Below are 26659 nucleotides of genomic sequence, written 5' to 3' on the forward strand. Positions count from 1 at the left end.
TTCATAGAACGCAAACGCTTGCGCTTATTTTTAAGATAATTAAAGAGTATGTGAAAGCGCTATTAATGTCAATGTTGGACCTTTTGTGAAATGTGAAAAAATTTAAAAAAAACGCTTGTCAAAACTGAAATAGGCGCTATAATAAGATTTAGGTTGTGCAATCGTTTTCACAAAATGCAAGCGCTTAAGTGTAAGCGCTATATATCGAACAGACCGTGCAAACGCTTGTACATACTGCCATTACTTTTTTACTAGCTTACTATAATAGGAGGGGTCAGAATGAAGAAAGTCATGTCTTTAATCATGATGGTAATACTTCTTGTCGGCGTATTGGCAGCTTGCGGACCAGACGCGAAACAAGGATCATCAGGAGAAGGTAGCAAAGAGGGGTCCGGAGAAGCAGCAAAGCCGGAAAAATTGGTTGTTTGGGAAGATAAAGATAAATCCAAATGGCTTGAAAAAGCAGCAGCTGACTTTGAAAAAGAAAACGGTATCAAAATCGAATTTAAAGAAGTTGAAATGGCAACAAAAATGCGTGATCAGCTTCGTCTTGACGGACCAGCAGGCACAGGTCCTGACGTCGTAACACTTCCTCATGATCAAATCGGCCAGGTAGCAATTGAAGGCTTGATTGCTGAGCTTAAGGTTGACAGTGCAGTAACAGACACATTCACTGAATCTTCTATTGAATCGCAAACATATGACGGCAAGCTTTATGGACTTCCAAAGTCTACTGAAACGCCGGTTCTTATTTATAATAAAGCGCTTGCAACTGAAGTTCCTGCAACAATGGAAGACCTTCAGGCAAAAGCAAAAGAATTGACTGCTGACGGAAAGTATGGGTTCCTTGCTCTATTCGATAACTACTATTTTGCAAACGCTGTTATCGGCGGTATGGGCGGATATGTATTCGGAGATGAAGGCGGCAAGCCAAACCCTCAGGATATCGGTTTAAACACAGAAGGCGCTGTAAAAGGTGCTGAATTCATTCAAACGTTCTACAAAGACGGTTTATTCCCTAAAGGAATCATCGGTGAGAACGGCGGATCAGCTCTTGACGGACTATTCAATGAAGGCAAAGCAGCATACGTTATGAACGGACCTTGGGCATTCCAATCCTACAAAGATGCAGGTATTGACATCGGTGTAGCTCCGCTTCCTAAGTTCGCAAACGGCGAGCCGATGAAGACATTTGTAGGAGTAAAAGGATGGCATGTAAGTGCTTACTCTAAAAACCAGGAGTGGGCTGCGAAATTTGTTGAGTATGTAACAAGTGAAGAAGTGGCAAAAGCGCGCTATGAGCAAACGTTTGAAATTCCTCCAGTAAAAGCTCTTGCTGAAGATCCAATCATTGCAGACAATCCGGAAGCAAAAGCAGTAGCAGACCAATCTGCAGTTGGTATTCCAATGCCGAACATCCCGGAAATGGCTGAAGTTTGGAAGCCAATGGCCGACAATCTTCAAACACTCGTAACCGGCAAAACTGAACCAAAAGCTTCCCTTGATGCAGCAACAAAAGCAATTCAGCAAAATATTGAAGCGAACCACTCTAAATAAACAGAAATTAGGGAGTAGTACCTCTTGAACAGGGGTACTGCTTCCCTTCTAAAAAACCGAGGAACAGGCTTTTAAGAAGCAGTAATCAGGTTAGTGCTTACTGTTTCCTAAGAGCCTGGCTCTTCCACATAATGCTCAATGACCTCCATATGCAGACATCTGTGTTCTGCTTAGAAAGAAAGGGGAATACCGACATGGCAGATTTAGCTTACAAACCAAACAAAGAACAGCCTGAGCTCGTTCATCAGTCCAGCCACAGGAAAAAGGCCGCAGCCCTTTCCATCATTCCAGGATTAGGTCAAGCTTACAACAAACAATATTTGAAAGCCGCTGTATTCTTTATCATTGCAGCCTCCTTCCTGTTTGTAACTTGGGATATGCTTGATATAGGGTTATGGGGACTAATGACACTCGGAACGGAAACTCCCCGGGATCATTCTCTCTTCTTAATGGTTTACGGAATTATTTCTTTGTTTATCTTAATCTTTTTAATAGGGTTTTATATTATCAATATCCGCGATGCATACAAAAATGGGGAAAAAAGAGATCTTAATATCCCTCTCAGCAGTTTAAAAGAACAATACAGAAATCTTGTAGATAACGGTTTCCCATACCTGATTATGACTCCCGGATTCATGCTGCTTGCATTCGTCGTTATTTTGCCGATTATCTTTATCGTCCTTCTTTCCTTTACAAATTATGATCTGTATCACTCTCCTCCTGCTAAATTAGTAGATTGGGTAGGGTTCCAGAACTTTGTCGACATATTTAAGATTGATATTTGGCGCCAGACATTCTTTTCAGTATTTGCCTGGACCATTGTCTGGACATTTGGTGCTACGACCTTGCAGGTAGCGCTCGGAATTTTCCTGGCCATTCTAGTTAACCAGAAGGATCTGAAAGGAAAAGCCATCATCCGGACAGTCTTAATTCTGCCTTGGGCGGTTCCATCTTTTGTCTCCATTCTGATTTTTGCCGGACTGTTCAACGAGTCCTTTGGTGCAATCAACATTGACATCCTAGCATTGTTTGGAATCGATCCCATTCCTTGGATGACAGAGCCGATGTACGCGCGGCTCGCCCTGATTTTTATTCAATGCTGGCTGGGATTCCCGTTCATTTTCGCAATGACGACAGGTGTTCTGCAGTCTATTCCTGAAGAGCTTTATGAAGCGGCTACTGTAGACGGGGCAAACACGTGGCAGAAGTTCAAAGGCATTACGCTTCCGCTTGTTCTGTTCTCAACAGCGCCAATTATCATTACACAATACACGTTTAACTTTAATAATTTTAACGTCATTTACCTGTTCAACGGCGGAGGTCCTGCAGTAGCGGATCAGAATGCAGGGTCCACAGATATCTTGATTTCCTGGATTTACAGGCTTACGATGACCTCTGCACAGTATTCGAAAGCGGCAGCCATCACGCTGATGCTGTCCACAATCGTTATTATCGTGGCGATCTGGCAATTTAGAAGAACAAAATCATTCCAAGAGGAGGATATGATGTAATGAGCACAAAAAAACAGAAAATAGTGAGACTAACGCTATCCTACCTCGTGATCTTGTTTATGTTCGCAGTTATCCTGTATCCTGTTGCGTGGGTAGTCGGTTCATCCTTCAACCCTGGAAACAGTTTATCCGGATCGACCATTATTCCGAAGGAGCCTTCATTGAAGCATTATCAGTTTTTGTTTGATATGACACAGAGCACATACTTATACTGGTATTGGAATTCTTTGAAAATTAGTGTTCTTACCATGCTTTTAACTTTGATTATGGTTTCCCTGACAGCCTATTCGTTTTCCCGCTACAGGTTTATCGGCCGGAAAAACGGACTAATGACGTTCCTTGTGCTTCAAATGATTCCAAACTTTGCAGCATTAAGCGCGATTTATGTCCTGGCTCTTGTAACAGGACTTCTTGATTCGCACCTAGGCTTGATTCTTGTTTACGTAGGAGGGCAGATCCCGATGAATACGTACTTGATGAAAGGGTATCTGGACACCATACCGAAAGAACTCGACGAATCAGCCAGAATGGACGGGGCAGGGCATCTGAGAATTTTCTTCCAAATTGTTATGCCGCTTGCAAAGCCGATTATTGCGGTTGTCGGACTATTCTCCTTCATTGCACCGCTGACAGACTTTATTATCGCAAGTGTCCTTCTACGTTCCGAAAAAAACTTCACACTTGCTGTTGGACTTTATGATATGGTTGCGAAGCAGTTTGGAGCGGAGTTCACAAAATTTGCTGCAGGATCAGTGCTAATCGCAGTCCCTATCGCCATTCTCTTCCTGTCGCTGCAAAAATATTTCGTATCCGGACTGACAGCTGGAGGAACAAAAGGATAAACACCGAGAAAGGGTCCGGAGAAAAGGGTGCACATTGCCCATTGTTTTCCCGGGCCTTTTTTTGAGGAAGAGGAGGCAAATGGCCGGGCTCCTGCTGAAAGACGTTGAGAAAAAACAAAGGGGAAAGCAGATCGTATGAAAAATCACGGTTTACTATTAAGCATCCTGCTGTTTCTGTTCGTTCCGTACATTCCGGCAGCTGCAGCAGAAGAGGAAAGTTCGGGCTGGCAGGATGAGCGGATTTATTTTTTGATGGTGGACCGGTTTGCAAATGGAGATCCGAAAAATGATCTGGATGCAGACCGGGCAAATCCCTCTGCTTATCACGGAGGAGATTTTAAGGGAATAACGAAAAAGCTCGATTACATTAAGGACATGGGGTTCACAGCTATTTGGCTGACACCTGTCTTTGCAAACGAGGGACAGGGCTACCACGGCTATTGGATTTCTGACTTCCGGAAAACAGAAGAGCATTTCGGAACGCTGGAGGAATTCAAAAACCTCGTTAAAGAAGCACACAAACGGGATATCAAGGTCCTCCTTGATTTTGTTGTCAATCATACAGGATATCAGCACGAGTGGCTGAATGATCCTGAAAAAAAAGACTGGTTTCATGAAAAGAAAGACATCACCAATTGGGAGAACCAGGATGAATTAGAAAACAATTGGCTTTATGGTCTGCCTGATCTAAACCAGGACCATCCCGAAGCGAGGAAATACCTTCTCGATACGGCAAAGTGGTGGATTAATGAGACCGATATCGACGGGTACCGTCTGGATACGGTCCGGCACGTCCCAAAGGATTTCTGGTCTGAGTTCGCTAAAGAAGTAAAATCAGTGAAAAAGGATTTTTTCCTGATTGGGGAAGTCTGGTCAGAAGACCCGGCATACCTGGCAGAATATGAGAGTACGGGAATTGACTCATTTGTCGATTATCCTTTTTATGAAGAAGCCTCCGAAATCTTTTCCAAGTCAGGGAAATCAGCCGGACCGCTTATGGATGTTTGGAATCGCAACGAGCATTATTATGAGTCGCCCTATTTGCTCGGGACGTTTTTAGATAATCATGACAATATCCGGTTTACAAGAAAAGCCCTTCTGAATCAGGAGGCGCCTGGGATCAGGTGGAAGCTCGGCCTCACCTATCTGCTCACTGCACCGGGCATCCCTATTGTTTATTATGGCAGTGAAATTGCCCTTGACGGAGCAGAAGATCCAGATAACAGGAGAATGATGGAGTTTCGGGCGGATAAAGAACTAATCACTTACGTAACAAAGCTGAATCGCATAAGAGACCATGAGACAGCACTGGTAAAAGGAAAGATGGAGAAGCTGTACGATCAAAACGGGATGACGGTTTTTAAAAGAACCTATAAGGATGAAACCGTAGTCGTTGCCATTAACAATACGGATCAAACGGCAGGGGCTACGATTCCATCGGGCGATCTTCAAACGGGAAGAGAATTACGGGGGTACTTGAATGGCGGACTGGTAAAAGAAGAAAACAACTCATATGAGCTGGTTCTGGATCGTGAGACGGCAGAAATCTATAAGCTGGAAGAGGTTTCAGGTCCTCATTGGGGGCTGATAGGAGCCACCGTATCCGTACCGGCCCTGTTTTTAGGCTTTTTGTTTTCTGCAGGAAAAAGAAGGAAGCGGATTTGATAACGATTTTGTTAATAACGATCGAATATGATATAAAAGGAAATAAACAATAGACCGGAACAGAAAAATGTAAGCAGTTACTTTAACAGACATTGGATTGTGGTGGGAGAGGAAGTGGGAGTATGACGACAATTAAAGACGTGGCTAAATTGGCTAATGTGGCACCTTCTACGGTGTCGAGGGTCATCGCAAATAACCCCCGCATTAGTGACCGTACGAAGGAACGGGTTCGGGAGGCCATGAAGAATTTAGGGTATCATCCGAATTTCATTGCGAGAAGTCTGGCAAATCAATCGACAGAAGCTATTGGAATTGTGCTGCCGAGCTCAGCGGATAAAGCGTTTCAGAACCCTTTTTTTCCGGAAGTTATCCGGGGGATCAGTAAAGCGGCCCATCAAAAACAATACGCACTGTATATGTCTACAGGGGAAACCGATGAAGAAATTTATGAAGGTGTTGTTCACATGGTGGAAGGCAAGCGGGTAGATGGAGTCGTCCTGCTCTATTCAAGTGTTGATGACAAATTGACACACTTCCTTCGCAAAAAACAGTTTCCATTCGTAATTGTAGGGAAACCATTCAAAAACATCAATGAAATTACTCATGTAGATAACGATAATTACCGGGCTTCAAAAGAAGTAACCGAGCATTTAATTGAACTTGGCCATAAGCAAATTGCTTTTGTCGGCGGCGATTTGAATTTAGTTGTCACCATCGACCGTCTGCTGGGATACGAAAAAGCAGTTCGAAATGCAGGGTTGCCGTACCAAGACGAATACATTGTCCATGAAGAATTCCTTAAAGAAGGCGGGCAAGAGGCGGTAATCGAATTGTTCGGTTTAAAGGAACCGCCAACTGCTTTAGTCGTTGCGGATGATCTGATGGCGGTCGGTGTTCTGAAAATGCTGTTCAAAATGGGAATTCGGGTACCAGAGGATGTTTCCGTCGTATCATTTAACAACATCATGATGGCGGAGCTTGCTCAGCCGCCTCTAACGACCGTGGACATTAATATCTTCCAGCTCGGATGCGAATCCGCAAGAAGCATTATTCAGATGATTGAATACCCAATGGAACCGGCAAAACGAGTCATCATTCCCCATAAAGTTATCAAACGCCAGTCCTGCAGAGCTAAGGAAGAAATAACATACAAAGAAGCGTAATAGACAAAATCCCGCTGCAGAAAGCGGGATTTTTTTGTTAAAAATCTCTCTTTTTATAAATTTGCACAGTGAGCAAAAACGAAAGTACCGTTATTCCAATTGCAGCGATCCCTAGATACAGCAATTGCTCTGTTTGAGAGAGTTTTACAATGGTTTGAAAGAACTCCCTCACCTGCTCACCTGCATAATCCATAAGCTTATAGCCTGTGAAAATCAGTAAAACCAGAATAAAACTGAAGGCTGCTAGCAAATATTTATTATCGAATTTATAAAAAAACGGAAAATAAAAGGAAGCCCCGATCATGACCAGCAGAATCCCTGTTAGAATCTCTGCCGGTGAAGCAAAATATAAATTTCCTGACATTATCCATGAATAGATGCTTTGAAATCCTGCAGCGGCGAAAGCTGTAATCAGTGTAAACAAAAATGTCCCTGTAAACTTAGATAGAATAATTTGGGTTCTGGAATAAGGAAGGCTCAACAAGAACATGTTCCCATTCTTTTTATGATCGCCCCAATGACAGTTGATCGCATAGTTTATCCCAATTATTCCAATCACAACGGCAAGACTGCTCTCCATTAAAAGATAGAAAACGGCAATCGCTATGTAAAACAAATGCAGCCATTTTTGCAGTTTGACATCCTTTAAAATCAGGTTATACATGTGCTTCGCCTCTTTTCGTATAATACATAATATCCTCAAGACTTGGCTTTTCAATCAAGACGTCTTTGCCAAGCAGATCCGCCACCTTCGCTGAGCTTTTCGTCAATGCTTCAAACCCAAAGTTAGTCCGTTTTAACCCGGTAAGTTCCCTTTTCACTTCCTCAGTGAGAGAATCCGGGTCTCCTTTCACAACCCCATAGGTTGAGAGAATGGAATGAATTTCTTCATTAAAAACAATCTCGCCGTTATGAATGAAGGTGAGGAAATCTGCAATCCGGTCAAGATCCGTCGTAATATGAGTAGAGAAGAATATAGTCCTCTCCTGATCCACCATAATGTCATACAAAATATCAAGCAGCTCTCTTCGGAATACAGGATCTAATCCCGATGTCGGTTCATCCATGATGATCAGCTCCGCATGATGGGATAACGCAAACATAAGAGACGTTTTCATCTTCATCCCCTTGGACATCCTTCCAATCCTCTTTCTCTGGGGTAGCTCAAACAAATCTGCGTATTTAACAAAAGATTCTTCATCCCACTTTCCATATGCGGGTGCAATAAATTTTTTCAGCTCTTGAATCGTCAATTCTTCATGAAACACATTGTCATCATAAACGAAGCCAATTCGTTCTTTGATAGCCGTCTCATTCTTTTCATGCTCCATCCCGAACATAGTAATTTCTCCGGAATCTTTTTGCAGGAGGTTCATCATCAGCTTAATGGTTGAGCTTTTTCCAGCACCGTTAGCCCCGATAAAGCCGGTCACATATCCTTTTTTAATTGTGAAGTTTAAATCCTTCAATGCAAATCCTTTAAATGCTTTTGATACATGGCTGAATTCTACTGCATTTTCCATTATTTCATCCCCCTGTATACAGTCAGCAGCATCTCTTGCATGTCGTCTGCCGACAAATTTTCGTTCATCCCGTCCTTCACAACTTCACGCATCTTTTCTTCAATCGCTTTAATTCTTTTTTCCCTTAAAGAAGTGTCCGTCTGAGCCGCCACAAAAGACCCCTTTCCAACGACGGAATAAATCAATCCTTCTTTCTCGAGTTCCTCGTAGGCACGCTTTGAAGTAATCACGCTGATTTGCAGATCCTTCGCGAGCAGTCTGATGGAAGGAAGTGCGGTTCCTTCCTTCATTTCGCCTCTCAAAATGAGCTGCTTCATCTGGTCGATTACCTGCTGGTAAATTGGAGTTTTGGAATTGTTTGAGATCAGTACTTTCATGGAAAACTCCTTCACAAGTGTATATATATAATATATACACTATGCACACTGAGGTCAACTAGAAAAAGGAAAAATCTTGGATGGAAACTTAAGCGATAGAGCTGAAACCAATGCAAAAGTCTAAATGAGATCCCATATGATCGGAAACTTATTATGTGGAAATAAACAGGGTTATCAGTAAAATAGGAACTTCATTTGAACCGGTTTTCGAAGCAGTTCCTCCGGTCCACCAGAGGTGTATGCCTATTTTTGAAACGGTGCATCGCCAGTTCCTCCGGCCCCCGTCACGGTAAAGCGACAGGGGGAGGAGGCAGATTGCTGTGCTCCTTACTCCCCCAATGGGTTGGAAGGGTGGGGGACGGAGCAAAATCAGTAGACATAATGGGGGACGGAGGCTGCCTCCGTCCCCTTTTTTCTGCAAAATGGGGGACGGAGCAGAGACCGTATTTTCCCTCTTGCGGCAAGGCTCCAATGAAATGGGGACAGAGGTTTAGCGCTTTAGCAGAGTGAGGGTCGGAGGCACTGCTTCCAAAGAGCAATTGCCCGGTAAAACTTACGTGTCGGCCAGGTCAAGCCGGTATATGGCGCCGGTGCCGGAGCTTTTCTGCTGTAAAGGAACGGGGGACAGAGACTTGACATCTTCAAGCCTTGTACACCAAGGCTTGGGTGAGAAGGTGCCTGAGCTTTAGCCTGTTAGCGAAAGTGGGGACAGGCACGGTGCCAGTCCCGTGCTGCTTTAACGCAGAGCGGGTCAGAGGCATGCTCTCTCAAACCGTTGCGGCACAAGGATTAGGAGAAAGGGTGCCGGAGCTTTAGTGCTTTATCAGAGTGAGGGTCAGGCACTCTGCGGTGCCTGGTCAACATTACATAAAAAAAGCCTTCTGCTGGTAAAAGCAGAAGGCTCCAATTCATTCTATTTATCCGTTAACTACGCGTCCGCCATTTACATGCAGAACCTGTCCGGTTACATAGCTGGAATCCTGGCTTGCAAGATAGACATAGCTTGCAGCAAGTTCTTCCGGCTGCCCCGGCCGGCCCATTGGAGTATCGGCTCCGAATTCAGCTACTTTCTCTTCCGGGAAGGTAGATGGGATCAGCGGGGTCCAGATTGGTCCGGGTGCTACTCCATTCACGCGGATTCCTTTTTTGACAAGGGATCCTGAAAGAGAACGGGTGAAGGAGGTGATGGCTCCTTTTGTAGCCGAATAATCGATCAGACCCGGGCTTCCTGCATAAGCAGTGATGGATGTCGTATTAATAATGGAGCTGCCTTCTTTTAGATGAGGAAGGGCGGCTTTTGTCAGGTGAAACATTGAAAAGATATTGGTTCTGAAGGTCTTTTCAAGCTGCTCCGCTGTGATATCTTCGAAATTTTCCTGCGGATGCTGTTCGGCAGCATTGTTGACAAGGATGTCCAGTTTTCCGAATTTAACGATGGTTTCACGGATGACTTGTTTGCAGAATCCTTCATCCCCAATGTCTCCATCGATTAGAAGACAGCTGCGGCCTTCGTGCTCTACCAGCCTCTTTGTCTCCTGTGCATCATTGTGCTCGTTCAGATAGGCAACGGTAACGTCAGCGCCTTCCCTGGCAAAGAATACAGCTACTGCACGTCCAATCCCGCTGTCCCCGCCTGTGATGATAGCGGTTTTGCCATCCAGTTTGCCGCTTCCTTTATAAAATTCTCCCGCAAATTTTGGCTGTGGATGCATTTGGGTTTCCTGTCCCGGCTGTACATGTTGTTCCTGAGCCGGCATCGTTTGTTTTTGTTCGTTTTGTCCGCTCATTTTTTCCACTCCTGACCTATTTCAGTATTTACACATACTTGATGATTCCCCAAGATTGGAAAATAAAACATAAGAAAGAACCGGCATAGAGCCGGTTCCTCTTACATGACATTAAAATATCTTGCTTCAGGGTGGGAGACGACGATGGCTGAGACAGATGCTTCAGGCTCCATCATGAACCCGTCTGTTAGCTCGATTCCAATCGTTTCAGGACGGATTAGTCTGAACAGCTTCGCCTGATCATCGAGGTCGGGGCAGGCTGGATAGCCAAAGGAGAATCGCTGACCCTGATATTTGGCCGAAAAACGCTGATCCATCGTGAAATCAGGCGAATCAGGAAATCCCCAGCGGTCGCGGATCAGCTGGTGGGTCCGTTCTGCGAGCCCTTCCGCCATTTCCAGAGCCAATGCTTGCACAGCATGACTTTTTAAATAGTCTCCCTGTTCCTTAAACTGCTTCGCTGCTTCCCTTACATTCCGTCCCGCCGTAACGGCGAAGAAAGAGACATAATCTTCGCCTTCGCTTTCTTCCCGTACATAATCCGAAATGCATCGGTTCGGAAGCTTCACCTGCCGGGGGAAATCAAACGTTTCAATCGGGTTGTTCTGATCCTGATCGAAAATATGCAGCTTATTGCCTTCGCTTTGCGCCCGGAAAAATTGATAAACAAAGGCCGGCTCAAACCAGTTCTCTTCCTTGCCCTGCACTAAAAGCTCTTCAATCAGCTGTTTTAAAGCGAGCGTTTTTTCATCTTTCTTCGCATACAGTTCCTTGATCTTTCCCTTTACTCCCAGATGGTGCCCGAGAAGCATTTGCATATTGATGTAAGGAAGGATGTGCTCAAGGCTGATGGACTTTACGACATGGCGGTCACAGTCTGCCGGTTTAAACAGAGGTGCAGCACGGATCGTCTTGCGTTTTTCAAGAAGCGTTATGACTGCAGAGGAGGGCTCTTTTACAGCTGGAACGACTTCCGGAATCGCTTTTTTGACAAACTGACTTGGGTCCTGTCTAAGCCTGTTGGCAAGTGACAGTCCGTCCATGGCATCCTTTGCGTAAAGGACGGTTCCCATATATTCCGGTGAGATTTTGTAATCTGTAAATTTACGGGACAGGGCAGCCCCTCCAACCATGATTGGGGTTTCGATTTCAGCCTGCTTCAAATCCTGTGCGGTAAGCACCATTTGCTGGGCGGATTTAACAAGGAGCCCGGAAAGTCCGATGACATCGGGTTTTTCTTTACGGACTGCTTCGATAATTTCCTGGGGAGTGACTTTAATGCCGAGATCCACGACTCGGAAACCATTGTTGCTTAGAATGATTTCTACGAGGTTTTTTCCGATATCATGGACATCCCCTTTTACAGTTGCCAGCAGGATTTTGCCTTTTCCGCTGTCATCCTTTATTTCCATGTGCGGTTCGAGAAACGAAACGGCCGTTTTCATGACCTCTGCGCTTTGCAGAACCTCCGCAACAATCAGCTGATTGGCATTGAACAGAACGCCTACCTCTGCCATCCCTTCCATAAGCGGTCCGTTAATAATTTCAAGGGGGTCCGGGTATTGGGCGAGAGCCTTTTCCAGATCAGGAAGGAGGCCTTCCTTTGTCCCTTCCACCACGTATGAGGCAAGACGCTCTTCAAGTGACAGCGTTTCAGCAGGTTTTTTAACGGTTTTTTTCTTCTCTCTGTAAAAATTGGTGAATGCGGCAAGGTTTTGATCGGTCGTGTGGAAGAGCAGTTCTTCCGCCATTTTGACCTCTTCTGCCGGGATGCTCGCAAATCGTTCAAGTTTTTCTGTATTGACGATCGCGTAATCCAAACCTGCCTTTGTACAGTGGTATAAATAGACAGCGTTTAATATTTCTCTTCCGACCGGCGGCAGCCCGAAAGATACATTGCTGACTCCAAGAATGGTCAGGCATTCCGGCAATTCTTTTTTGATAAGCTCCAATCCTTTAACGGTTTCCGCTGCAGATCCTATATATTGCTCATCTCCCGTGCCGACAGGAAAGACAAGCGGATCGAAAATAATATCAGAGGGTTTCAGTCCATGCTTGTTTACAAGAAGATCGCAGGAGCGCTTGGCGATTTCAAGTTTACGCTCCGCGGTTACAGCCATTCCTGTTTCGTCTATCGTCCCGACAACCAGGGCGGCTCCGTATTTTTTGACGAGCGGCAGGACCGCTTCAAAGCGCTCTTCGCCATCCTCTAAGTTGATGGAATTAATAATGGCTTTTCCCTGTGAATATTTCAATGCTGTTTCAATCACGAGATGGTCCGTCGAGTCAATGACGAGCGGAACCTTGATCTTCTTGGACACTTCCTGAATAAACTGCTCCATGTCTTCGTTTTCTTCCCGGTCAGGATCAGCGAGGCAAATGTCAATAACGTGGGCTCCGTTTTTCACTTGAAGTCTGGCGATTTCGGCGGCTTCTTCAAATTTTTGTTCAGCAATAAGCCGTTTGAATTTTCGTGAGCCAATTACATTTGTTCTCTCTCCGACAAAAAGGGGCCGCATGGAATCATCGTATACGAGTGGCTCAATTCCGGAAACGGCATGCTGGCTAAGAGGGGTGCTGATTTTTCTTGGAGACAAATCCTGCATAGCTTCAGCAAGGGCTTTGATGTGAGCGGGGGTCGTGCCGCAGCAGCCCCCGACAATGTTGAGCCAGCCTTTTTCTGCAAACCCTCTGATTTTTGCTGCCAGTGTGGACGGAGATTCATGGTAATTTCCTTCTTCATCCGGCAGTCCTGCATTCGGATAGCAGCTCACGGCCGTTCCCGCCATTTCTGAAAGCGTCCGGATATGGTCGGTCATAAATTCAGGGCCTGTAGCACAATTCAATCCGACTGAAAGGGGGTTCATATGCTCCAGTGATATATAAAACGAATCAATGGTCTGCCCTGCAAGAGTCGTACCCATCGGCTCAATCGTCCCGGAGACCATTAATGGAAGTTCCTTTCCGGTTTTTGCGAAGGCCTCTTTTATGCCTAGAAAGCCTGCTTTGACATTCAGCATATCCTGGCTCGTCTCCAGTAAAAGAAGATCGGATCCGCCTTCAATCAATCCACGGGCCTGTTCTTCATAGGTGGAAACCAAGTGCTGAAAGGTCGTTCCGCCTGTAACGGATAGCGTTTTTGTCGTCGGCCCCATTGAACCGGCAACATAACGCGGGTGGTCTTCAGCAGTAAATTTATCGGCGGCTTTTTTGGCAAGCAAAGCTCCTTTGAAATTGATTTCATAAGCAAGGTGGCCGAGCTCATACTCATCAAGCACGAGACTGGTGGCGCCGAATGTATTCGTTTCAATGATATCGGCTCCGGCCTCTAGATAGGCTTCGTGGATGTGGGAGATAAGGTCAGGTTTTGTCAGGGACAAATATTCATTGCAGCCTTCAAGGGCCTCGCCTCCGAAATCATCGGCTGTCAGGTTTGCGTTCTGAATCATCGTCCCCATGGCTCCGTCTAATACAAGGATTCTTTTAGTGATTTGTTCACGTATGCTGGACATTTGAAAACTCCCTTTCTGAACGCAGCTTCTCTTTTTCATGAATGTATTCGGCGAGCTCTGCCGAATATTCAAACTTTAAAAACGGTGTAATCAAGTAGATGCCGTTAAAAAGATCAAAGGCGGCGTCGATCAATTCCTTTGCAATCGCAATGCCTTCCTTTTTAGCCTGGACCGCATCGTTTCCAGCAGCGGCCATTTTTTCACGGATGGAGTCTGAAAGCTTGATGCCGGGTATTTCATGATGAATAAATTCCGCATTTCTGCTGCTCGTCAGCGGCATTATGCCGATATACAGCGGTGCGGAAAGATGCCTTACGGCGTCATGAACTTCCTCCATCTGTTTGACCGAATAGATTGGCTGGGATATGAAATAGTCGGCCCCGCACGCTATTTTTTTCTCAAGCCGTTCAGCTGCCTTGTTCAAATGGCGGACATTGGGATTAAACGCGCCAGCCACAGTAAAATTCGTTTTTCCTCCTAAAGGCTTTCCGGAGTAAGATAATCCTTCATTAAATTGTTTAATCAGTGAAATCAAGTCAAAGGATGACAGATCGTAAACGGAGGTTGCTCCGGGAAAATCTCCGATCTTAGATGGGTCTCCGGTAATCGCAAGAACATCTGTAAGTCCGAGAGTGTGCAGGCCCATCAAATGGGATTGCAGTCCGATTAAATTCCGGTCCCGGCAGGTTATGTGAATAAGAGGGCGCATATGGTGCTTTTCCTTCAGCTGGGTGCCGACAGCTGTGTTGCTTATTCTCGGAGAAGCAAGGGAATTGTCCGCCAGGGTGATGCTGTCTATTCCAGATTTCTTCAGTTGTTCAGCCCCGGTAAAAAATTTCTCAAGTCCAAGTGTTTTCGGAGGGTCGAGCTCAACAATGACGGACCGGCGCTCCTGCACGATTTTGTGGAGCGGAGGGTATTCCGGCTCTGGACTCTCCTGCACGATGATTGTTTTCCGGGCCTTCACTGATTTTTCGCTGATCGGATCGAGACCTCTCAAGGCATCCGCCATGGCTTTCACATGCTTGGGCGTTGTCCCGCAGCAGCCGCCGATCAGGCGGGCACCCTGGCTTCGGAACGCAAGGGCACTGTCACCAAAATAGTTTTCGTCCGATTCATAAATAAGGCGTCCTTCCTCTACAGAAGGAAGACTGCCGTTCGGATATACCGAAAGAAACGCATGCTTTGGAAGGGGAACCTCCTCAAGAGATTCAAGCATATGGTAAGGGCCGAGCCGGCAATTAAGTCCGACCACATCCGCACCAAGCTCTTCAAGCTGCTTTAAGCCGTCTGCAAGCGAAGTTCCATCCTGCAGAACTCCCGTTTCATGAAGTGAAACATTCGCGGTAACCGGTTTATTGGTTTCTTTTCTTGCAATCTCAAGAACCGCCTTCAGCTCCTCCAAATCATAAAACGTCTCAAGCAAAAGCCCGTCTATGTCTTCATTCAGGAGAACGTAAAGCTGCTCGCGGAAGCTGCGCTTCAGCTCCTCCAGAGTGTGTGAGCTTTTCTTGAAGGCGCGGACCCCGCCCATCGTTGCGAGCACATAAGCCTGACTGCCGGCAGCCTGTCTCGCCAGTTTGACCGCCTGTGAATTGATTTTCCGGATATCATCCTCCAGACCATATCGGGATAGCTTGATATGATTTCCTCCGTATGTGTTCGTCTGGATGACGCGTGCCCCGGCTTTTATATAGGCTTCATGGATTCCCCGGATCTGATCGGGACTTGATCTATTCAGTTCTTCAAAGCACCGGTCGATCCCATGGGAGTACAAAAGGGTTCCCATCGCACCATCTGCTACTAAAATCTGATTTTGCAAATCATCTAGAAATCCCATGCGGGAATCCCCCTCCTCTTGAAAAATAAGTTGCGTTAGCTGTCTTTAGCGGAAATAACCATTTGAATCCAGCAGAATGAAAAATAAAAAGCCTTCTGCAGAAGAAGGCTTTGACATTCGGACTTCTTCTTATCTTCCAAGCAGGCAGCTCAGCTGGATTTAGCACCTTGGCACGCAATCTTGCATGACCGGTTGCTGAAGCGTCATCGGGCCAGTCCCTCGGCTTCTCTTGATAAGAACGATATTCATTTAAAAATCGATTACTCCCAATTTACCTAATTTTTCGAAAACATTCAAGGGGTTAGCCTAACATTTTTCCTGCAAAAAGAAGTGAAAGGAGAAAACGGATGAGACAGACTCCGTCAGCCCCCTTTAGGCACTCGAAAAATAAAAGAATGGTTCATTGCGGGGGATGTCTTGTCTGCTTCTTCTAATCTGTGCTGCATTTGGATAACAAAAAGACCGCGTTACAGCGGTCCCGTCCTTTGATTATCTGTAATTAATAAACTGTACATCAATTGGGAGCTCCGCTTGCCGGATGGCAGCAATCACTTGCTGGAGGTCATCGCGGTTCTTTCCTGTGACACGGACCTGGTCATCCTGCACCTGGGATTTTACTTTTAATCCGGAATTTTTGATGATGTTATTGATGCGTTTAGCGTTGTCTTTATCGATTCCCTGAACCAGCTTGCCGCGCTGGCGCACAGTACCCCCGGATGCTCCCTCGACTTTGCCGTACTGAATATTTTTTACAGGAACCTCACGGCGGATTAATTTGCTGATGAGGACGTCCTTAAGCTGTTCCAGTTTGTAGTCATCATCTGAAATCAGGACAAGATCTTCTTTTTCAAGCTTGATGTCACTTTTGCTTCCTTTAAAATCGTAGCGGTTTTGAATTTCTTTAAGTGCAACCGCTATAGCATTTTGAACCTCAGGCATTTCGACTTTGGATACAATATCGAATGAATTTTCCTTTGACATGCCGATTCCTCCCATGTTTTCTTAATCCCATCTAAAAGGCCATCTGCCTTTATAACAGGCTCTGTCAAGCTGAATCCCTCTTCAGCATGAATCTTTTTTGGGAGGGTAGAACCTGTCCTGCGCCAGCCTGCTGATTCAGGCAAGAAGGATGAACCCGGCCAAAAGCTTGGAAGAGGGGGAGCGTTTCCCATTCGGGGAGAAAATCTCCGCTGATGGAAGTTTCACTTTATGAATTGATTATAGTAGAATTAGACATGCCATACAACATGTACAAGGTACGGAAAGGACAGGTGACTTGTGAGAGCAGGCACATATGAACGTTTAGAGATTGACGAACGTCTGGATTTTGGCTATTTCCTGACAGATGGAGAAACGAGGGTTCTCCTGCACGACAGCGAGATTACGGAGCCAATTGAAGATAAAGAGTACATAGATGTGTTTCTTTTCCTGGATTTTGAAGACCGGCTTGCTGCAACGATGAAAAAGCCTATTCTTAAAGAAGGCGAATACGACTGGGTGGAAGCGGTAGACGCGGTGGATCATATGGGGGTATTCGTCAATATCGGCTTATCAAAAGATGCGCTCATAGCAAATGATATTCTGCCTGAATTCAGACCCATTTGGCCTGAAAAGGGAGACAAATTATACTGTACGATGAGAGTGACAGAGAATGGCCGGTTTTTCGCTAAATATGCGACGGAGGAGATTTTTGCTGAAAAGTTCGTGACAGCAAGCCGTGAAGCATTTAATAAGAGCATTTCCGGTCACGTTTACAGGCATATTGCTGCCGGGTGCTTCTTTATTTCTGTTGAGGGGTACAAAGGATTTATTCACTCCAGCCAAATGACGAGAGAACCGCGACTTGGTGAGCTGATAGAGGGAAGAGTAATCGACGTTAAAGAAGATGGCTCTGTCAACGTATCCCTTTTGCCCAGAAAACAGGAAGCGATCAGTCCTGATGCAGAGAAGATCCTGGACTACATGGGATTGAGAAATGGTGCTATGCCATATTGGGATAAGTCTGACCCGGAAGACATAAAAGAACGGTTTGGAATGAGCAAAGCCGCCTTTAAAAGAGCCATCGGACATTTAATGAGAGAAAATAGAGTCTACCAGGAGAATGGCTGGACGTACTTTGTAAAAGAGCAATAAGCCAATATGGCTTTTGCTTTTTTTTATGGGTGGTTCTCATTGCCCGCAACTGAAGAAGCGAGCGGCTGCCGGCTGAAAGATTTTTTTGTGATTTTAAACTATGTCCGCTTTATTTCCCCGTAAAAATGACGATAGAAAAGTGTAATCATAAATAGATAAAAGGGGAGTAACAACTTTGAGAAAATACATAGCTGCTGCTGCAGCGGGCTTATGCCTCATGCTTTTAGCCGGGTGCATGCAGCAAACTGTTCAGAGCAAGGCCGAGAAAAAGATAAAGATAGGGATTATGCTCTCAGATGTCGGTCTTGGGGATCAATCTTTCAGTGATTCAGCATTCAGAGGACTTCAAAAATCAAGGGATGAACTAGGCATCCAGTTTGATTACAGGGAGCTAAAAGACTCTAAGACCTATGAAAAGGGCTTGGAAGATTTAGTGAAGTCTGGAAATGATGTAGTCGTTGGACTTGGATTTATGATTCAGGAGGATCTTGAAAAAACGGCCAAAAAATATCCTGAGCAGCGATTTATTTTGATTGATGCTGTATCAGAACTGAAGAACATTACTTCTCTTACGTTTAAAGAAGAGGAGGGCAGTTATCTGGCGGGAGCACTGGCAGCGATGAAAACCGAAACAGAGGTGCTTGGATTTATTGGCGGAGCGGATGTTCCGCTGATCCGCAAATTTTTGGATGGCTTCCAAAAGGGAGCATTAGCGGTTAACCCTGACGTCCAGCTTAAATCCGTTTTTGCAGAGAACTTTGGTGACGACAAGCTCGGCGGGGAGCTGGCCTCTGATTTAATAGAAGAGGATGCTGATATCTTATACGCAGCAGCAGGTTTTACGGGAGTAGGTGTCCTGAAGGAAGCTCAAAAGCAGGGAGTTTACGGCATCGGGGTCGATAGCGATCAATATTTCTATGCTGAAAAAGCGGTCATTACTTCCATGATGAAAAATATAGATGTAGCCATATATGAAATGGTGAAGGATTACAAAAAGTCAGGCAAGCTCCCGGAGGGGCATATCGAATTTGGAATCGCAGAAAAGGGTGTTGATCTTTCTCCGGTGAGGATTTTAGAGCTGTCAGAAGAGGAACGGAGCAAGCTTGATAGCATGAAGGCAGAATTTGGAGGTGCGGCAAAATGACGATCAGAAAGCGCCTCCTCATCAATATACTCGGGATGATGGCATTAGCCGCTGCCCTGATCCTCTTTATTATTGTCAGCATGCTGTCCATCCAGTCCTCCAATCAGGACTATGTGCCGATTATGATGGACGTCCAGCAGCTTGATGCAGACATGAACACGTTGAAGCAAAGCATCAGCAACTTCTCATTTTCTTTAACAGATGCGCAGCGGGACGAATCGCTGCAGGGAATGAAAAATGCAGAAGAACGCATAGCAAGCATCGAAAAAAGGATGGGCGAGGTTCGGGAAGCTCCTCTATTTTTGAAAGTAAAACAGAAATATGAGATTTGGAAGCCGGAAGCTGCAGCCGCCCTGGAATCAAGAAACCCGGCAGAGGCAAAGCGGCAATCCATCCGTATAGAAGGAATTCAAAACGACGTATACATGCTGAATGAAGAATCCATGGCATATTATGACCGGCTCCAGGAAGAATTGAAAAGCCAGATTGCGTTCGTAATCCTGTCGGCTGCAGTGGGGAGCATTCTGCTGTTAGCTGTCTCAGCCGTTATGGCAATACGGATAACATCCCGCATCACCAAGCCGCTGAAAAAGCTTTCTGAGAATGCAAAGCAAATCACTGAAGGAAATCTCTTGGTAGAAGCCGTTTCTTATAAAGGCAAAGATGAGATCGGGGTGCTCAACGAGGCGTTCGGCCAAATGACCAACCAGTTAAAAGCGCTCTTGTTTTCAATCGACAGTGTAAGCAAAGATGTGGAGGGATTTGCGAGGCAGCTGGAATCGGAAACCCGCTCCTTAACCGAAATCAGCAACCAGGTAGCCGTTTCCACGGATGAACTTTCCGCCGGCTCCCAATCGATTTCAGGGGATTTGCAGGATGCAGTCAACTTAATTGACGATATGGATCGAAGCTTCCAGAAAAATGTGGAAAGAAGCAAACAGGTGCTTGTCCATGGGGAGCTTGCTCAGGAAGCGGTTCATGGCGGAAAAGAGGCCATCCAGAGTCAGAAATTGTTAATCAAAAGCAATCTTGATGCAAGCAGCAAGATCCAGCAGGCCACAAAGGATTTTGCCGGGTATACGGCTAAAATTGAAGACATGGCAAAAGTTGTTTCTGGAATAGCTGACCAGACAAACCTTCTCGCACTAAACGCAGCAATTGAAGCGGCCCGGGCAGGTGAAGCCGGGAAGGGCTTTGCGGTCGTAGCAGAGGAAGTGAGAAAGCTTGCTGAGCAATCGGCGGCCTCAACCCATCACATTTTTGATATGGCCAAAATGATTAAAAAAGGAATTGGTGAGGTTTCAGAAGCGGTGGACAATGGGATGAACCTTGCCTTCCGGCAGGAGAAATCGATGGGAGAAACGAGCCAGACCTTTATGGATATTGAAAAAGCAATGGCTAAAATTGCTGATGAACTGGATTCGCTAAGCTCTGGACTGAACCACTCTAAAGATCTCGGGGGCAAAGTCCTTCATAATGTAGAGAGCATCAGCGCTGTGGTTGAACAAACGGCCGCAGGCAGTGAGGAAATATCTGCTTCCACTACAGAACAGCTCACAGCCTTTGAGAAAATGACGGCGAAGGTAACAGAACTAAGGGTCCTCACAGATGATTTAAATCTAACTCTTGCCCAATTCAAGATTAAATAGTCTATTTCCCCGGGACGGTTGACCGTCCCGGGTTATTTGCATTTTGAACTATTTTCCAGCTTATGCTTCATACAGTTAGGGAATAGGTATTCGTATATAACATGTTAGGAGTGGACTTGTCCATGCTGATTCAGTTTATCCTGGGGGCATCATCAAAACTATTGAGCAAGCTATTCAGCTTTGCTACTGCTTCCTTTCTGGGACGGGTTCCGTCAAAAGATGATTCAAAAATCAGCCTGATTGGAGTATTATCCTTTTATTGGCTGCTCGTTTTAATTACGTTTATTTTTCCAAAAGCAGCCCATAGCCTCATTCCCTTTGCTCCGGATGACGAGAATATCGTCCGGCTGCTGGCTGTCATCTTATTAATTGCTATTCCTTTAATTAACGGATGGATGACTACCAGGGTGGAAAACTACTCTCCGGAAAAACGTCCGTTTGCGAAACAAATTATTATGGGATATCCGATTACAGGAATGATGGGAATGCTCGTTGTTTCTCTCGTCATCACCATTCCGATTGTAAAAGCTCCTTATTTTTTCTATTTATATCACCTTGATACAATCAAAATCATGATAAAAAAGGGACAGTTTGACCATGTGTATGAGCAAATAAAAGACATTTTGCCTGAATGCTCGCTGCGGGAGGAGGATCCGCCGAAAATCATGCAATATCAGTTTAACTTCCTCACATGGGTTCAGAGTAAAATATTTCACGTGCATATGTCGAAGGATATGAGAGTGCTGAAAGGCGAGAATGAGGGAGACTCTTTTCAAATTATCCTTCACGCAACGGATATCGCCATTACTTCAAAAAGAAAAACAGCCGCAAAAATCCGGTCCATCCTTGCTGAAGAATTAAACGAGGAGTACTTGTATTTTTCGTGGGATGACCCTTCCCATGAAGTGGAGGATCAAATTCTTGAATACAAAAATGATTTGTTAACCAATCAAAGGGTCAGCAAAGATGAAATTGAAAGCTTAGCCGAAAAAATCAAGGAAACCGGGCTTTCGCAGGAAGAGTGGAACTCTATACGAAGACAAATATACAAGCTGCAAATGGTTTATTATGACCGTCAGACAAGTAATGGAAATCAATCTGTTCCTCCTGATTATTTAATGGCTTCCAGAGAATAATGCAAAAAGACAGCGGATTGTCGTCCGCTGTCTTTTTACAGGTGATCTGTTTTTTTCGAGAATTGTTTTTTTCCGGCCTTGCGGTTTTTATCGGCCATCATATTTTTCTCATGATGGCGGGCATTGTTATCTTTAGCTTTCTTGTCGTTATCGCTTGTATGCGGCACCCTTTTTCCGCTCCTTTCAGGTGGAGATGATGTTAGGATAACCGCCGTGCATTAAGAATATGTCACAAGTCTTTATTCAGGAAAAACAGAGCAATGGTTCCGGGACCTGAATGTGAACCAACGGCAGAACCAATCATACTGATCATCACTTCTTTTGGAGAAAATTCCTCCATGATCATGTCTTTCAGTTCCTGAGCGGTTTCGAGGTCATCTCCATGACTGATGGCCATCACCTGATTCTCCAGTCCCTGTCCGCGTTCTTTCATCAGTTCGATCATGCGGCGGAAAACCTTCTTTCTGCCTCTGATCTTTTCCAGAGGAATCAATTTTCCACCCTCAACATGCAGAAGGGGTTTAATGTTCAAAAGGCCCCCGACAAAGGCTGACGCTTTACTGACCCGTCCCCCTCTTGCAAGGTATTCAAGGTTGTCGACTGTGAATAGATGCTCGATATGCGAAGCGAAGTCTGTGATGGAGGATTCGATTTCTTCCAGCCCTAATCCTTTTTCAGAAAGCTCGACAGCGCGTCTGACCGCAAGCCCGTATCCAAGTGAAGCGCACTTTGTATCAAGGATCGAGAGAGTAAAATCCGGATACTCTTCCTTCACTTCATTGGCCACCATAACAGCTGTCTGGTAGGTCCCGGAAAGCTCGGACGAAAAAGCAGGATAAAAAGCGGTTTCGCCTTTTTGGGCCAGACCGGTGAAAACCTCTTTAATGGTTAACGGGTTGCATTGAGAGGTCTTCGCCATTTTGCCGTCTTTCATTGCATCGAATACGTCTTTGGAACGAATGGTCAGCAAATCCTCATAATCTTCGCCGTCCAAGTGTACTCCCAGCGGAAGCAAAACGACGCTTTTATCTTCGAAAAAGTCCAATGGCAGATCGCTTGCGCTGTCCGCTATTATTTGAACATTCATTATGTACACCTCGGTTTTTTTCAATTATTTACTATTTTACTTCACTTTTATCCCGTATTAAAGCTTTTTTAGCAGGATCATGAAATTGGGGGATCTTCCATATACGAAGGTCTGCCGCTAAAGGGTCAAAAAGAAACGATAAACAGAATGAATTCATATCACATTTTATCCGAAAGGGGAAACAATAACAAACATTGTATTTGAATGCAGTGATTTGGGGTAAACCATCACTATGAACAACGTCTCGGGAGGGATCCAATATTGGTTAGAGAAGAATCTATGAAAATCATCGTCGTCGTTTTCGGGGCACTCCTTAATGCCATCGCGCTAAACCTTTTTTTGATACCCGCAAAAGTATATGCAAGCGGATTTACAGGGGTCGCGCAGCTGATTTCCAATGTCTTGACCCGCTACACTCCGTTTAGCATCTCAACGGGTGTCCTGCTGCTTTTGCTGAACATACCTGTTTTTGTTATGGGATGGAGGCAGGTTGGAAGGTCTTTTACCATTTACAGCATCATCAGTGTTGCAGCAACTACTGTATTTCTGGGATTTATCCCATTGGTGCAGATTTCTGGAGATATCCTGCTTAACGCTGTATTTGGAGGAGTTATTGCCGCGGTCGGGGTAGGTTTGACGCTGAAGTACGGTGCCTCTACCGGAGGACTTGATATTGTAGCGATGATCCTTTCCAGAAAAAAAGACAAACCGGTCGGAACATACTTTTTTATGCTCAACGCTGTCATCATTTTTTCAGCAGGCATTCTTTTTGGCTGGGAGAAAGCGCTCTATACGCTGGTGGCGCTTTATGCATCCACCCGTGTCATTGACGCCATTCATACGAGGTATGAAAAGCTGACGGCTATGATTGTAACGAAAAGAGCTGAAGAATTGAAAAAAGCCATTCACGGGAAGCTTGTGCGGGGAATTACAGCCGTCCCGGCAAAGGGCGGTTTTACCAATGAATCAAAAGAAATGCTCATGATGGTCATTACCCGCTATGAGCTTTATGACCTGGAGAAAACGATTCAGGAAGTAGATCCAACCGCCTTTACAAACATTGTGGAAACCAGCGGCATCGTAGGATCGTTTAGGAAAGATTGAACAGGAGGAGAGAGGGCAGATGAGAAAAGGTCAAATTGTTCTGCATACAAAAGCTGAGTGCAAGACGGATCATGCCATCCTTAAACTAATCCTTGAGAATCCATCGGATCAAAGCAAAACGTTCACTTTTTCCACAGGCAGGAAATATGATTTTACTGTTTCAGACAGCGAAGGGAAAACCGTATACAGCTCCTCTAAAGGAAAAATGTTCACCCAAGTGATCCAAGAGCTTACAATTGAACCCGGACAAGCAAAAGAATATCAGGAGACATGGGAATATAGCGACGCTTTTCGCGGAACATTTACAGTCAAAACAGTATTTCTTGGGCAGAGTATGGATGAAGAGAAAATCCATGGGAATAGAGAAGCCGCCATCCATTTGTAAAAAGGAACCGCCATATTTCAGGCGGTTTCTTTTTTTAACGGCTATCAAGCTTTTGCTGAAGATCACGAAGCTGCTGTTTCTCAGCATCCGTCGAATTTGCGTAAGCGGAGGACAAAGCGTTTTTTGCCCGCTCCATCGAGTCCTGATCGTGAGGAGAAGCTTCAGATACGTTCTCACGCGCTTTTTGAAAAAGTTTATTCCCCATCTTAAAATCCTCCGAGTGAGGCGCCGTCCGCTTTTTCCTGCTTGCGCGAAACTTGTTCCTCGGCCTCGGCCATCGTTAAATGATAAGGAATGCGTTCGTCATGCTGAGCAACCGCATTTTTTCCCTGATGAATAAAACGCTTTGATTTTCCGCTGCCCATCATTACCAGCTCCTCAAGTTAGAGTGAAAAAGGGACTCCCTAAAAAGAAGGGAATCCCTTTTATAATGGCCTGCGGCGCATTTTTTATAGATGGGAAAATGCACTTATAAATCCAATTCTTTTTTTAGGTAAACGGCAATTCCATCTTCCATATTCGAGACCGTTTCTTTATTAGCCGTTTCTTTAAGGGCATCAATCGCATTTCCCATGGCAACTCCATGTCCGGCAAATTCAAGCATTTCCAGATCATTATCCTCATCCCCGAACGCAATGACGCGCTCAGCGGGTATTCCGTAATAATCCGTTAATTTTTTTAACCCGACAGCTTTATTAATCCCTGCCTTGATAATCTCAATAACATGCCACGGAGCAGCCCATCTGCGGTGCTCAACGACTTCAGCATGCACATCGGACAGGTACGAACGGATTCGATCAACATTGCCTTCCTCAGCATGGATCAAAATGCTTGTGACGTCCTCTCCCAATGTTTCATTCAAATCGCCAATCGTCATCTCCGGATCACCCATGCTGAATACGTCCAGCAGACGCTCATCATGCTTATGAAAATACACGCGGTCCTTCACTTCTGCCAGCATATTATGTACACCATGTTGGTCGGCCGTCTGAATGATCTCCTGCACGACATCCAGTTCAAGCGTAGTGTGGAACATTCCCCATCCATCATCCTTCGGGTGATGGACAAACGCACCGTTAAAATTCACAATCGGCGTATCCAGTCCGAGTTCCCTGTAATACAGTGAGCTGGACCGGTATGGTCGGCCGGTTGCAATGCAAACAATATGTCCAGCCGCTCTCGCTTTTCCAATGATTTCCTTCGAGTAGCCGGAAATGGTCTTATCATCTCTCAGCAAGGTTCCATCTAAGTCCAATGCAATCAAATAAGGTTTATTTTCCATAAAGTCTCCCTTAGTCATCATTTTCTCAATCCTATATTTATTATATCAAAAATATGCCGATTGTAACGGATCAGCAGCCAATCGATTTAGCTGCCCCATTTTTTCAAACCATTTAAAAGCATGGTACACTATAGCTGGATAAAGTGTTTGCATAACAAGGAGGAAGCTGCGTGATCTTAGTAGAGAAAACGACCGCAGGAGGAATACCCGTCCTGCACGTAGTAAAAGATGAATTAAAGCATGAACCAACCCCATTCGTTATTTTCGTACATGGATTCACAAGTGCGAAAGAACACAATTTGCATTACGCCTACCTTCTTGCAGAGAAGGGAGCAAGAGTTGTTCTGCCTGAAGCACTCTACCACGGGGAGCGGGCAGAGCCCCTTGAACCGATGGAATTGAACGTTCGTTTTTGGGACATCGTAATGAATACCATTCACGAACTGAAGCCCATAAAAGAAGATTTTGTCCAGCAGGGCCTGGTCGACGAAAACCGGATTGGACTTGCAGGCACGTCCATGGGCGGGATTGTAACCCTAGGCGCACTCACTCAATACGACTGGATCTCTGCCGGCGTCAGTCTGATGGGAAGCCCTTATTACGTTCATTTTCTGAGAAAGCAAGTGGAATACTTGCGGGAAGCGGGCAAAGTCCTCCCCATCTCTGATGAAGACCTTGAAACGAAAATGCAATCGCTTGAACAATATGATCTGAGTTTACATAAAGAAGCCCTTCATGGCCGTCCCCTTCTCTTCTGGCACGGAGAAAAAGATCAAGTCGTTCCTTTTAAACCGACCTGGGCATTCTACGAAGAACTGAAAACTGCATACGAAGCTGAACCCGAAAAAATTAAATTTATCCGGGACCCAAATGCCGACCATAAAGTATCCAGAGAAGGCCTCCTCGGTCTCGTAAATTGGTTTAATCAGCACCTGGATTTGAGCAGTCAAGTTTAAAAACAG

At 45.2% G+C, this 26659-nt stretch carries 24 protein-coding genes and 1 riboswitch; of the genes, 12 read left to right on the plus strand and 12 right to left on the minus strand.

The genetic code is table 11. From position 1 onward, the window contains the following. The first annotated feature begins 279 nt into the window (after positions 1 to 279). The 5 genes from ACQCV8_RS13575 (at position 280) to ACQCV8_RS13595 (ending at position 6738) form a co-directional block, all read left to right on the plus strand. Positions 280 to 1557, plus strand: coding sequence for a sugar ABC transporter substrate-binding protein (locus ACQCV8_RS13575; RefSeq protein ID WP_426845189.1), 1278 nt, complete (start codon positions 280 to 282; stop codon positions 1555 to 1557). 194 nt (positions 1558 to 1751) lie between these two features. Further along, the gene (locus ACQCV8_RS13580) at positions 1752 to 3068 is read left to right on the plus strand and encodes an ABC transporter permease subunit (RefSeq protein WP_426845191.1); all 1317 of its coding nucleotides are present in this window, start codon (positions 1752 to 1754) and stop codon (positions 3066 to 3068) included. Beyond that, complete coding sequence (locus tag ACQCV8_RS13585) at positions 3068 to 3910, plus strand: sugar ABC transporter permease (RefSeq protein WP_426845193.1); 843 nt, start codon at positions 3068 to 3070, stop codon at positions 3908 to 3910. The genes ACQCV8_RS13580 and ACQCV8_RS13585 overlap by 1 nt, the downstream gene beginning before the upstream one ends. Before the next feature lie 135 nt (positions 3911 to 4045). After that, positions 4046 to 5575, plus strand: a complete 1530-nt coding sequence (locus ACQCV8_RS13590; RefSeq protein WP_426845195.1) for an alpha-amylase family glycosyl hydrolase — start codon at positions 4046 to 4048, stop codon at positions 5573 to 5575. 122 nt (positions 5576 to 5697) lie between these two features. Further along, entirely contained in the window at positions 5698 to 6738 is a 1041-nt protein-coding gene (locus ACQCV8_RS13595; RefSeq protein ID WP_426845197.1) for a LacI family DNA-binding transcriptional regulator, read from the plus strand. A 37-nt stretch (positions 6739 to 6775) separates the two neighbouring features. On the opposite strand, the gene ACQCV8_RS13600 is transcribed toward ACQCV8_RS13595, so the two are convergent. The 7 genes from ACQCV8_RS13600 to ACQCV8_RS13630 all read right to left on the minus strand — a co-directional run bounded on the left by ACQCV8_RS13600 (position 6776) and on the right by ACQCV8_RS13630 (position 16758). Continuing rightward, a complete protein-coding gene (locus ACQCV8_RS13600) occupies positions 6776 to 7402 on the minus strand; it encodes an ABC-2 transporter permease (RefSeq protein WP_426845199.1) in 627 nt (208 codons plus the stop codon). Further along, complete coding sequence (locus ACQCV8_RS13605; RefSeq protein ID WP_426845201.1) at positions 7395 to 8261, minus strand: ABC transporter ATP-binding protein; 867 nt, start codon at positions 8259 to 8261, stop codon at positions 7395 to 7397. The genes ACQCV8_RS13600 and ACQCV8_RS13605 overlap by 8 nt, the downstream gene beginning before the upstream one ends. Then, the gene (locus tag ACQCV8_RS13610; protein WP_426845203.1) at positions 8261 to 8638 is read right to left on the minus strand and encodes a GntR family transcriptional regulator; all 378 of its coding nucleotides are present in this window, start codon (positions 8636 to 8638) and stop codon (positions 8261 to 8263) included. The genes ACQCV8_RS13605 and ACQCV8_RS13610 overlap by 1 nt, the downstream gene beginning before the upstream one ends. 917 nt (positions 8639 to 9555) lie before the next feature. After that, positions 9556 to 10425: an SDR family oxidoreductase gene (locus ACQCV8_RS13615; protein ID WP_426845205.1), complete on the minus strand. Its 870-nt coding sequence runs from the start codon at positions 10423 to 10425 to the stop codon at positions 9556 to 9558. A 101-nt stretch (positions 10426 to 10526) separates the two neighbouring features. Beyond that, the gene (gene metH / locus ACQCV8_RS13620; protein WP_426845207.1) at positions 10527 to 13937 is read right to left on the minus strand and encodes a methionine synthase; all 3411 of its coding nucleotides are present in this window, start codon (positions 13935 to 13937) and stop codon (positions 10527 to 10529) included. Beyond that, complete coding sequence (locus ACQCV8_RS13625; protein WP_426845209.1) at positions 13921 to 15777, minus strand: bifunctional homocysteine S-methyltransferase/methylenetetrahydrofolate reductase; 1857 nt, start codon at positions 15775 to 15777, stop codon at positions 13921 to 13923. Before ACQCV8_RS13625 ends, metH begins: the two co-directional genes overlap by 17 nt. Before the next feature lie 126 nt (positions 15778 to 15903). After that, positions 15904 to 16016, minus strand: a riboswitch (SAM riboswitch). A 250-nt stretch (positions 16017 to 16266) separates the two neighbouring features. Then, positions 16267 to 16758: a YajQ family cyclic di-GMP-binding protein gene (locus tag ACQCV8_RS13630; RefSeq protein WP_426845211.1), complete on the minus strand. Its 492-nt coding sequence runs from the start codon at positions 16756 to 16758 to the stop codon at positions 16267 to 16269. A gap of 297 nt (positions 16759 to 17055) precedes the next feature. Here ACQCV8_RS13630 and ACQCV8_RS13635 point away from each other — a divergent pair, with 297 nt between their 5' ends. From ACQCV8_RS13635 to ACQCV8_RS13650, 4 genes are all read left to right on the plus strand, one after another. Next, a complete protein-coding gene (locus tag ACQCV8_RS13635; protein WP_426845213.1) occupies positions 17056 to 17910 on the plus strand; it encodes a CvfB family protein in 855 nt (284 codons plus the stop codon). Between the two features lie 175 nt (positions 17911 to 18085). Further along, a complete protein-coding gene (locus tag ACQCV8_RS13640; RefSeq protein ID WP_426845215.1) occupies positions 18086 to 19054 on the plus strand; it encodes a BMP family lipoprotein in 969 nt (322 codons plus the stop codon). Continuing rightward, the gene (locus ACQCV8_RS13645; protein WP_426845217.1) at positions 19051 to 20703 is read left to right on the plus strand and encodes a methyl-accepting chemotaxis protein; all 1653 of its coding nucleotides are present in this window, start codon (positions 19051 to 19053) and stop codon (positions 20701 to 20703) included. The genes ACQCV8_RS13640 and ACQCV8_RS13645 overlap by 4 nt, the downstream gene beginning before the upstream one ends. 122 nt (positions 20704 to 20825) lie before the next feature. Next, on the plus strand, positions 20826 to 21839 hold the full coding sequence (locus ACQCV8_RS13650; protein WP_426845219.1) for a hypothetical protein: 1014 nt from the start codon (positions 20826 to 20828) through the stop codon (positions 21837 to 21839). A gap of 35 nt (positions 21840 to 21874) precedes the next feature. Here ACQCV8_RS13650 and ACQCV8_RS13655 read toward each other — a convergent pair whose 3' ends face one another. Both ACQCV8_RS13655 and ACQCV8_RS13660 read right to left on the minus strand, forming a co-directional pair. Then, complete coding sequence (locus ACQCV8_RS13655) at positions 21875 to 22006, minus strand: DUF3941 domain-containing protein (RefSeq protein WP_426845221.1); 132 nt, start codon at positions 22004 to 22006, stop codon at positions 21875 to 21877. A gap of 62 nt (positions 22007 to 22068) precedes the next feature. Next, entirely contained in the window at positions 22069 to 22926 is an 858-nt protein-coding gene (locus ACQCV8_RS13660) for a DegV family protein (RefSeq protein WP_426845223.1), read from the minus strand. Positions 22927 to 23205: 279 nt separating this feature from the next. Here ACQCV8_RS13660 and ACQCV8_RS13665 point away from each other — a divergent pair, with 279 nt between their 5' ends. Both ACQCV8_RS13665 and ACQCV8_RS13670 read left to right on the plus strand, forming a co-directional pair. Beyond that, positions 23206 to 24030, plus strand: coding sequence for a YitT family protein (locus ACQCV8_RS13665; RefSeq protein WP_426845322.1), 825 nt, complete (start codon positions 23206 to 23208; stop codon positions 24028 to 24030). A 19-nt stretch (positions 24031 to 24049) separates the two neighbouring features. Then, the gene (locus ACQCV8_RS13670) at positions 24050 to 24415 is read left to right on the plus strand and encodes a BsuPI-related putative proteinase inhibitor (protein ID WP_426845225.1); all 366 of its coding nucleotides are present in this window, start codon (positions 24050 to 24052) and stop codon (positions 24413 to 24415) included. A gap of 34 nt (positions 24416 to 24449) precedes the next feature. Here the strand turns inward: ACQCV8_RS13670 and ACQCV8_RS13675 are convergent, their stop codons facing one another. The 3 genes from ACQCV8_RS13675 to ACQCV8_RS13685 all read right to left on the minus strand — a co-directional run bounded on the left by ACQCV8_RS13675 (position 24450) and on the right by ACQCV8_RS13685 (position 25697). Further along, on the minus strand, positions 24450 to 24620 hold the full coding sequence (locus ACQCV8_RS13675; RefSeq protein WP_426845227.1) for a DUF3813 domain-containing protein: 171 nt from the start codon (positions 24618 to 24620) through the stop codon (positions 24450 to 24452). Between the two features lies 1 nt (position 24621). Continuing rightward, complete coding sequence (locus ACQCV8_RS13680) at positions 24622 to 24783, minus strand: hypothetical protein (protein ID WP_426845229.1); 162 nt, start codon at positions 24781 to 24783, stop codon at positions 24622 to 24624. Positions 24784 to 24884: 101 nt separating this feature from the next. Next, positions 24885 to 25697 carry a Cof-type HAD-IIB family hydrolase gene (locus ACQCV8_RS13685; RefSeq protein ID WP_426845324.1) on the minus strand — a complete coding sequence of 271 codons (813 nt, stop codon included), beginning with the start codon at positions 25695 to 25697 and terminating at the stop codon, positions 24885 to 24887. Between the two features lie 170 nt (positions 25698 to 25867). Between ACQCV8_RS13685 and ACQCV8_RS13690 the strand changes: the two genes are divergently transcribed. Continuing rightward, positions 25868 to 26653 (plus strand): prolyl oligopeptidase family serine peptidase, encoded by a 786-nt coding sequence (locus ACQCV8_RS13690; RefSeq protein ID WP_426845231.1) that lies wholly within the window; start codon positions 25868 to 25870, stop codon positions 26651 to 26653. Positions 26654 to 26659 lie beyond the last annotated feature (6 nt).

Origin of the sequence: Metabacillus sp. 84 (genome assembly GCF_050107715.1) — a bacterium.
Lineage (GTDB): Bacteria > Bacillota > Bacilli > Bacillales > Bacillaceae > Metabacillus_B.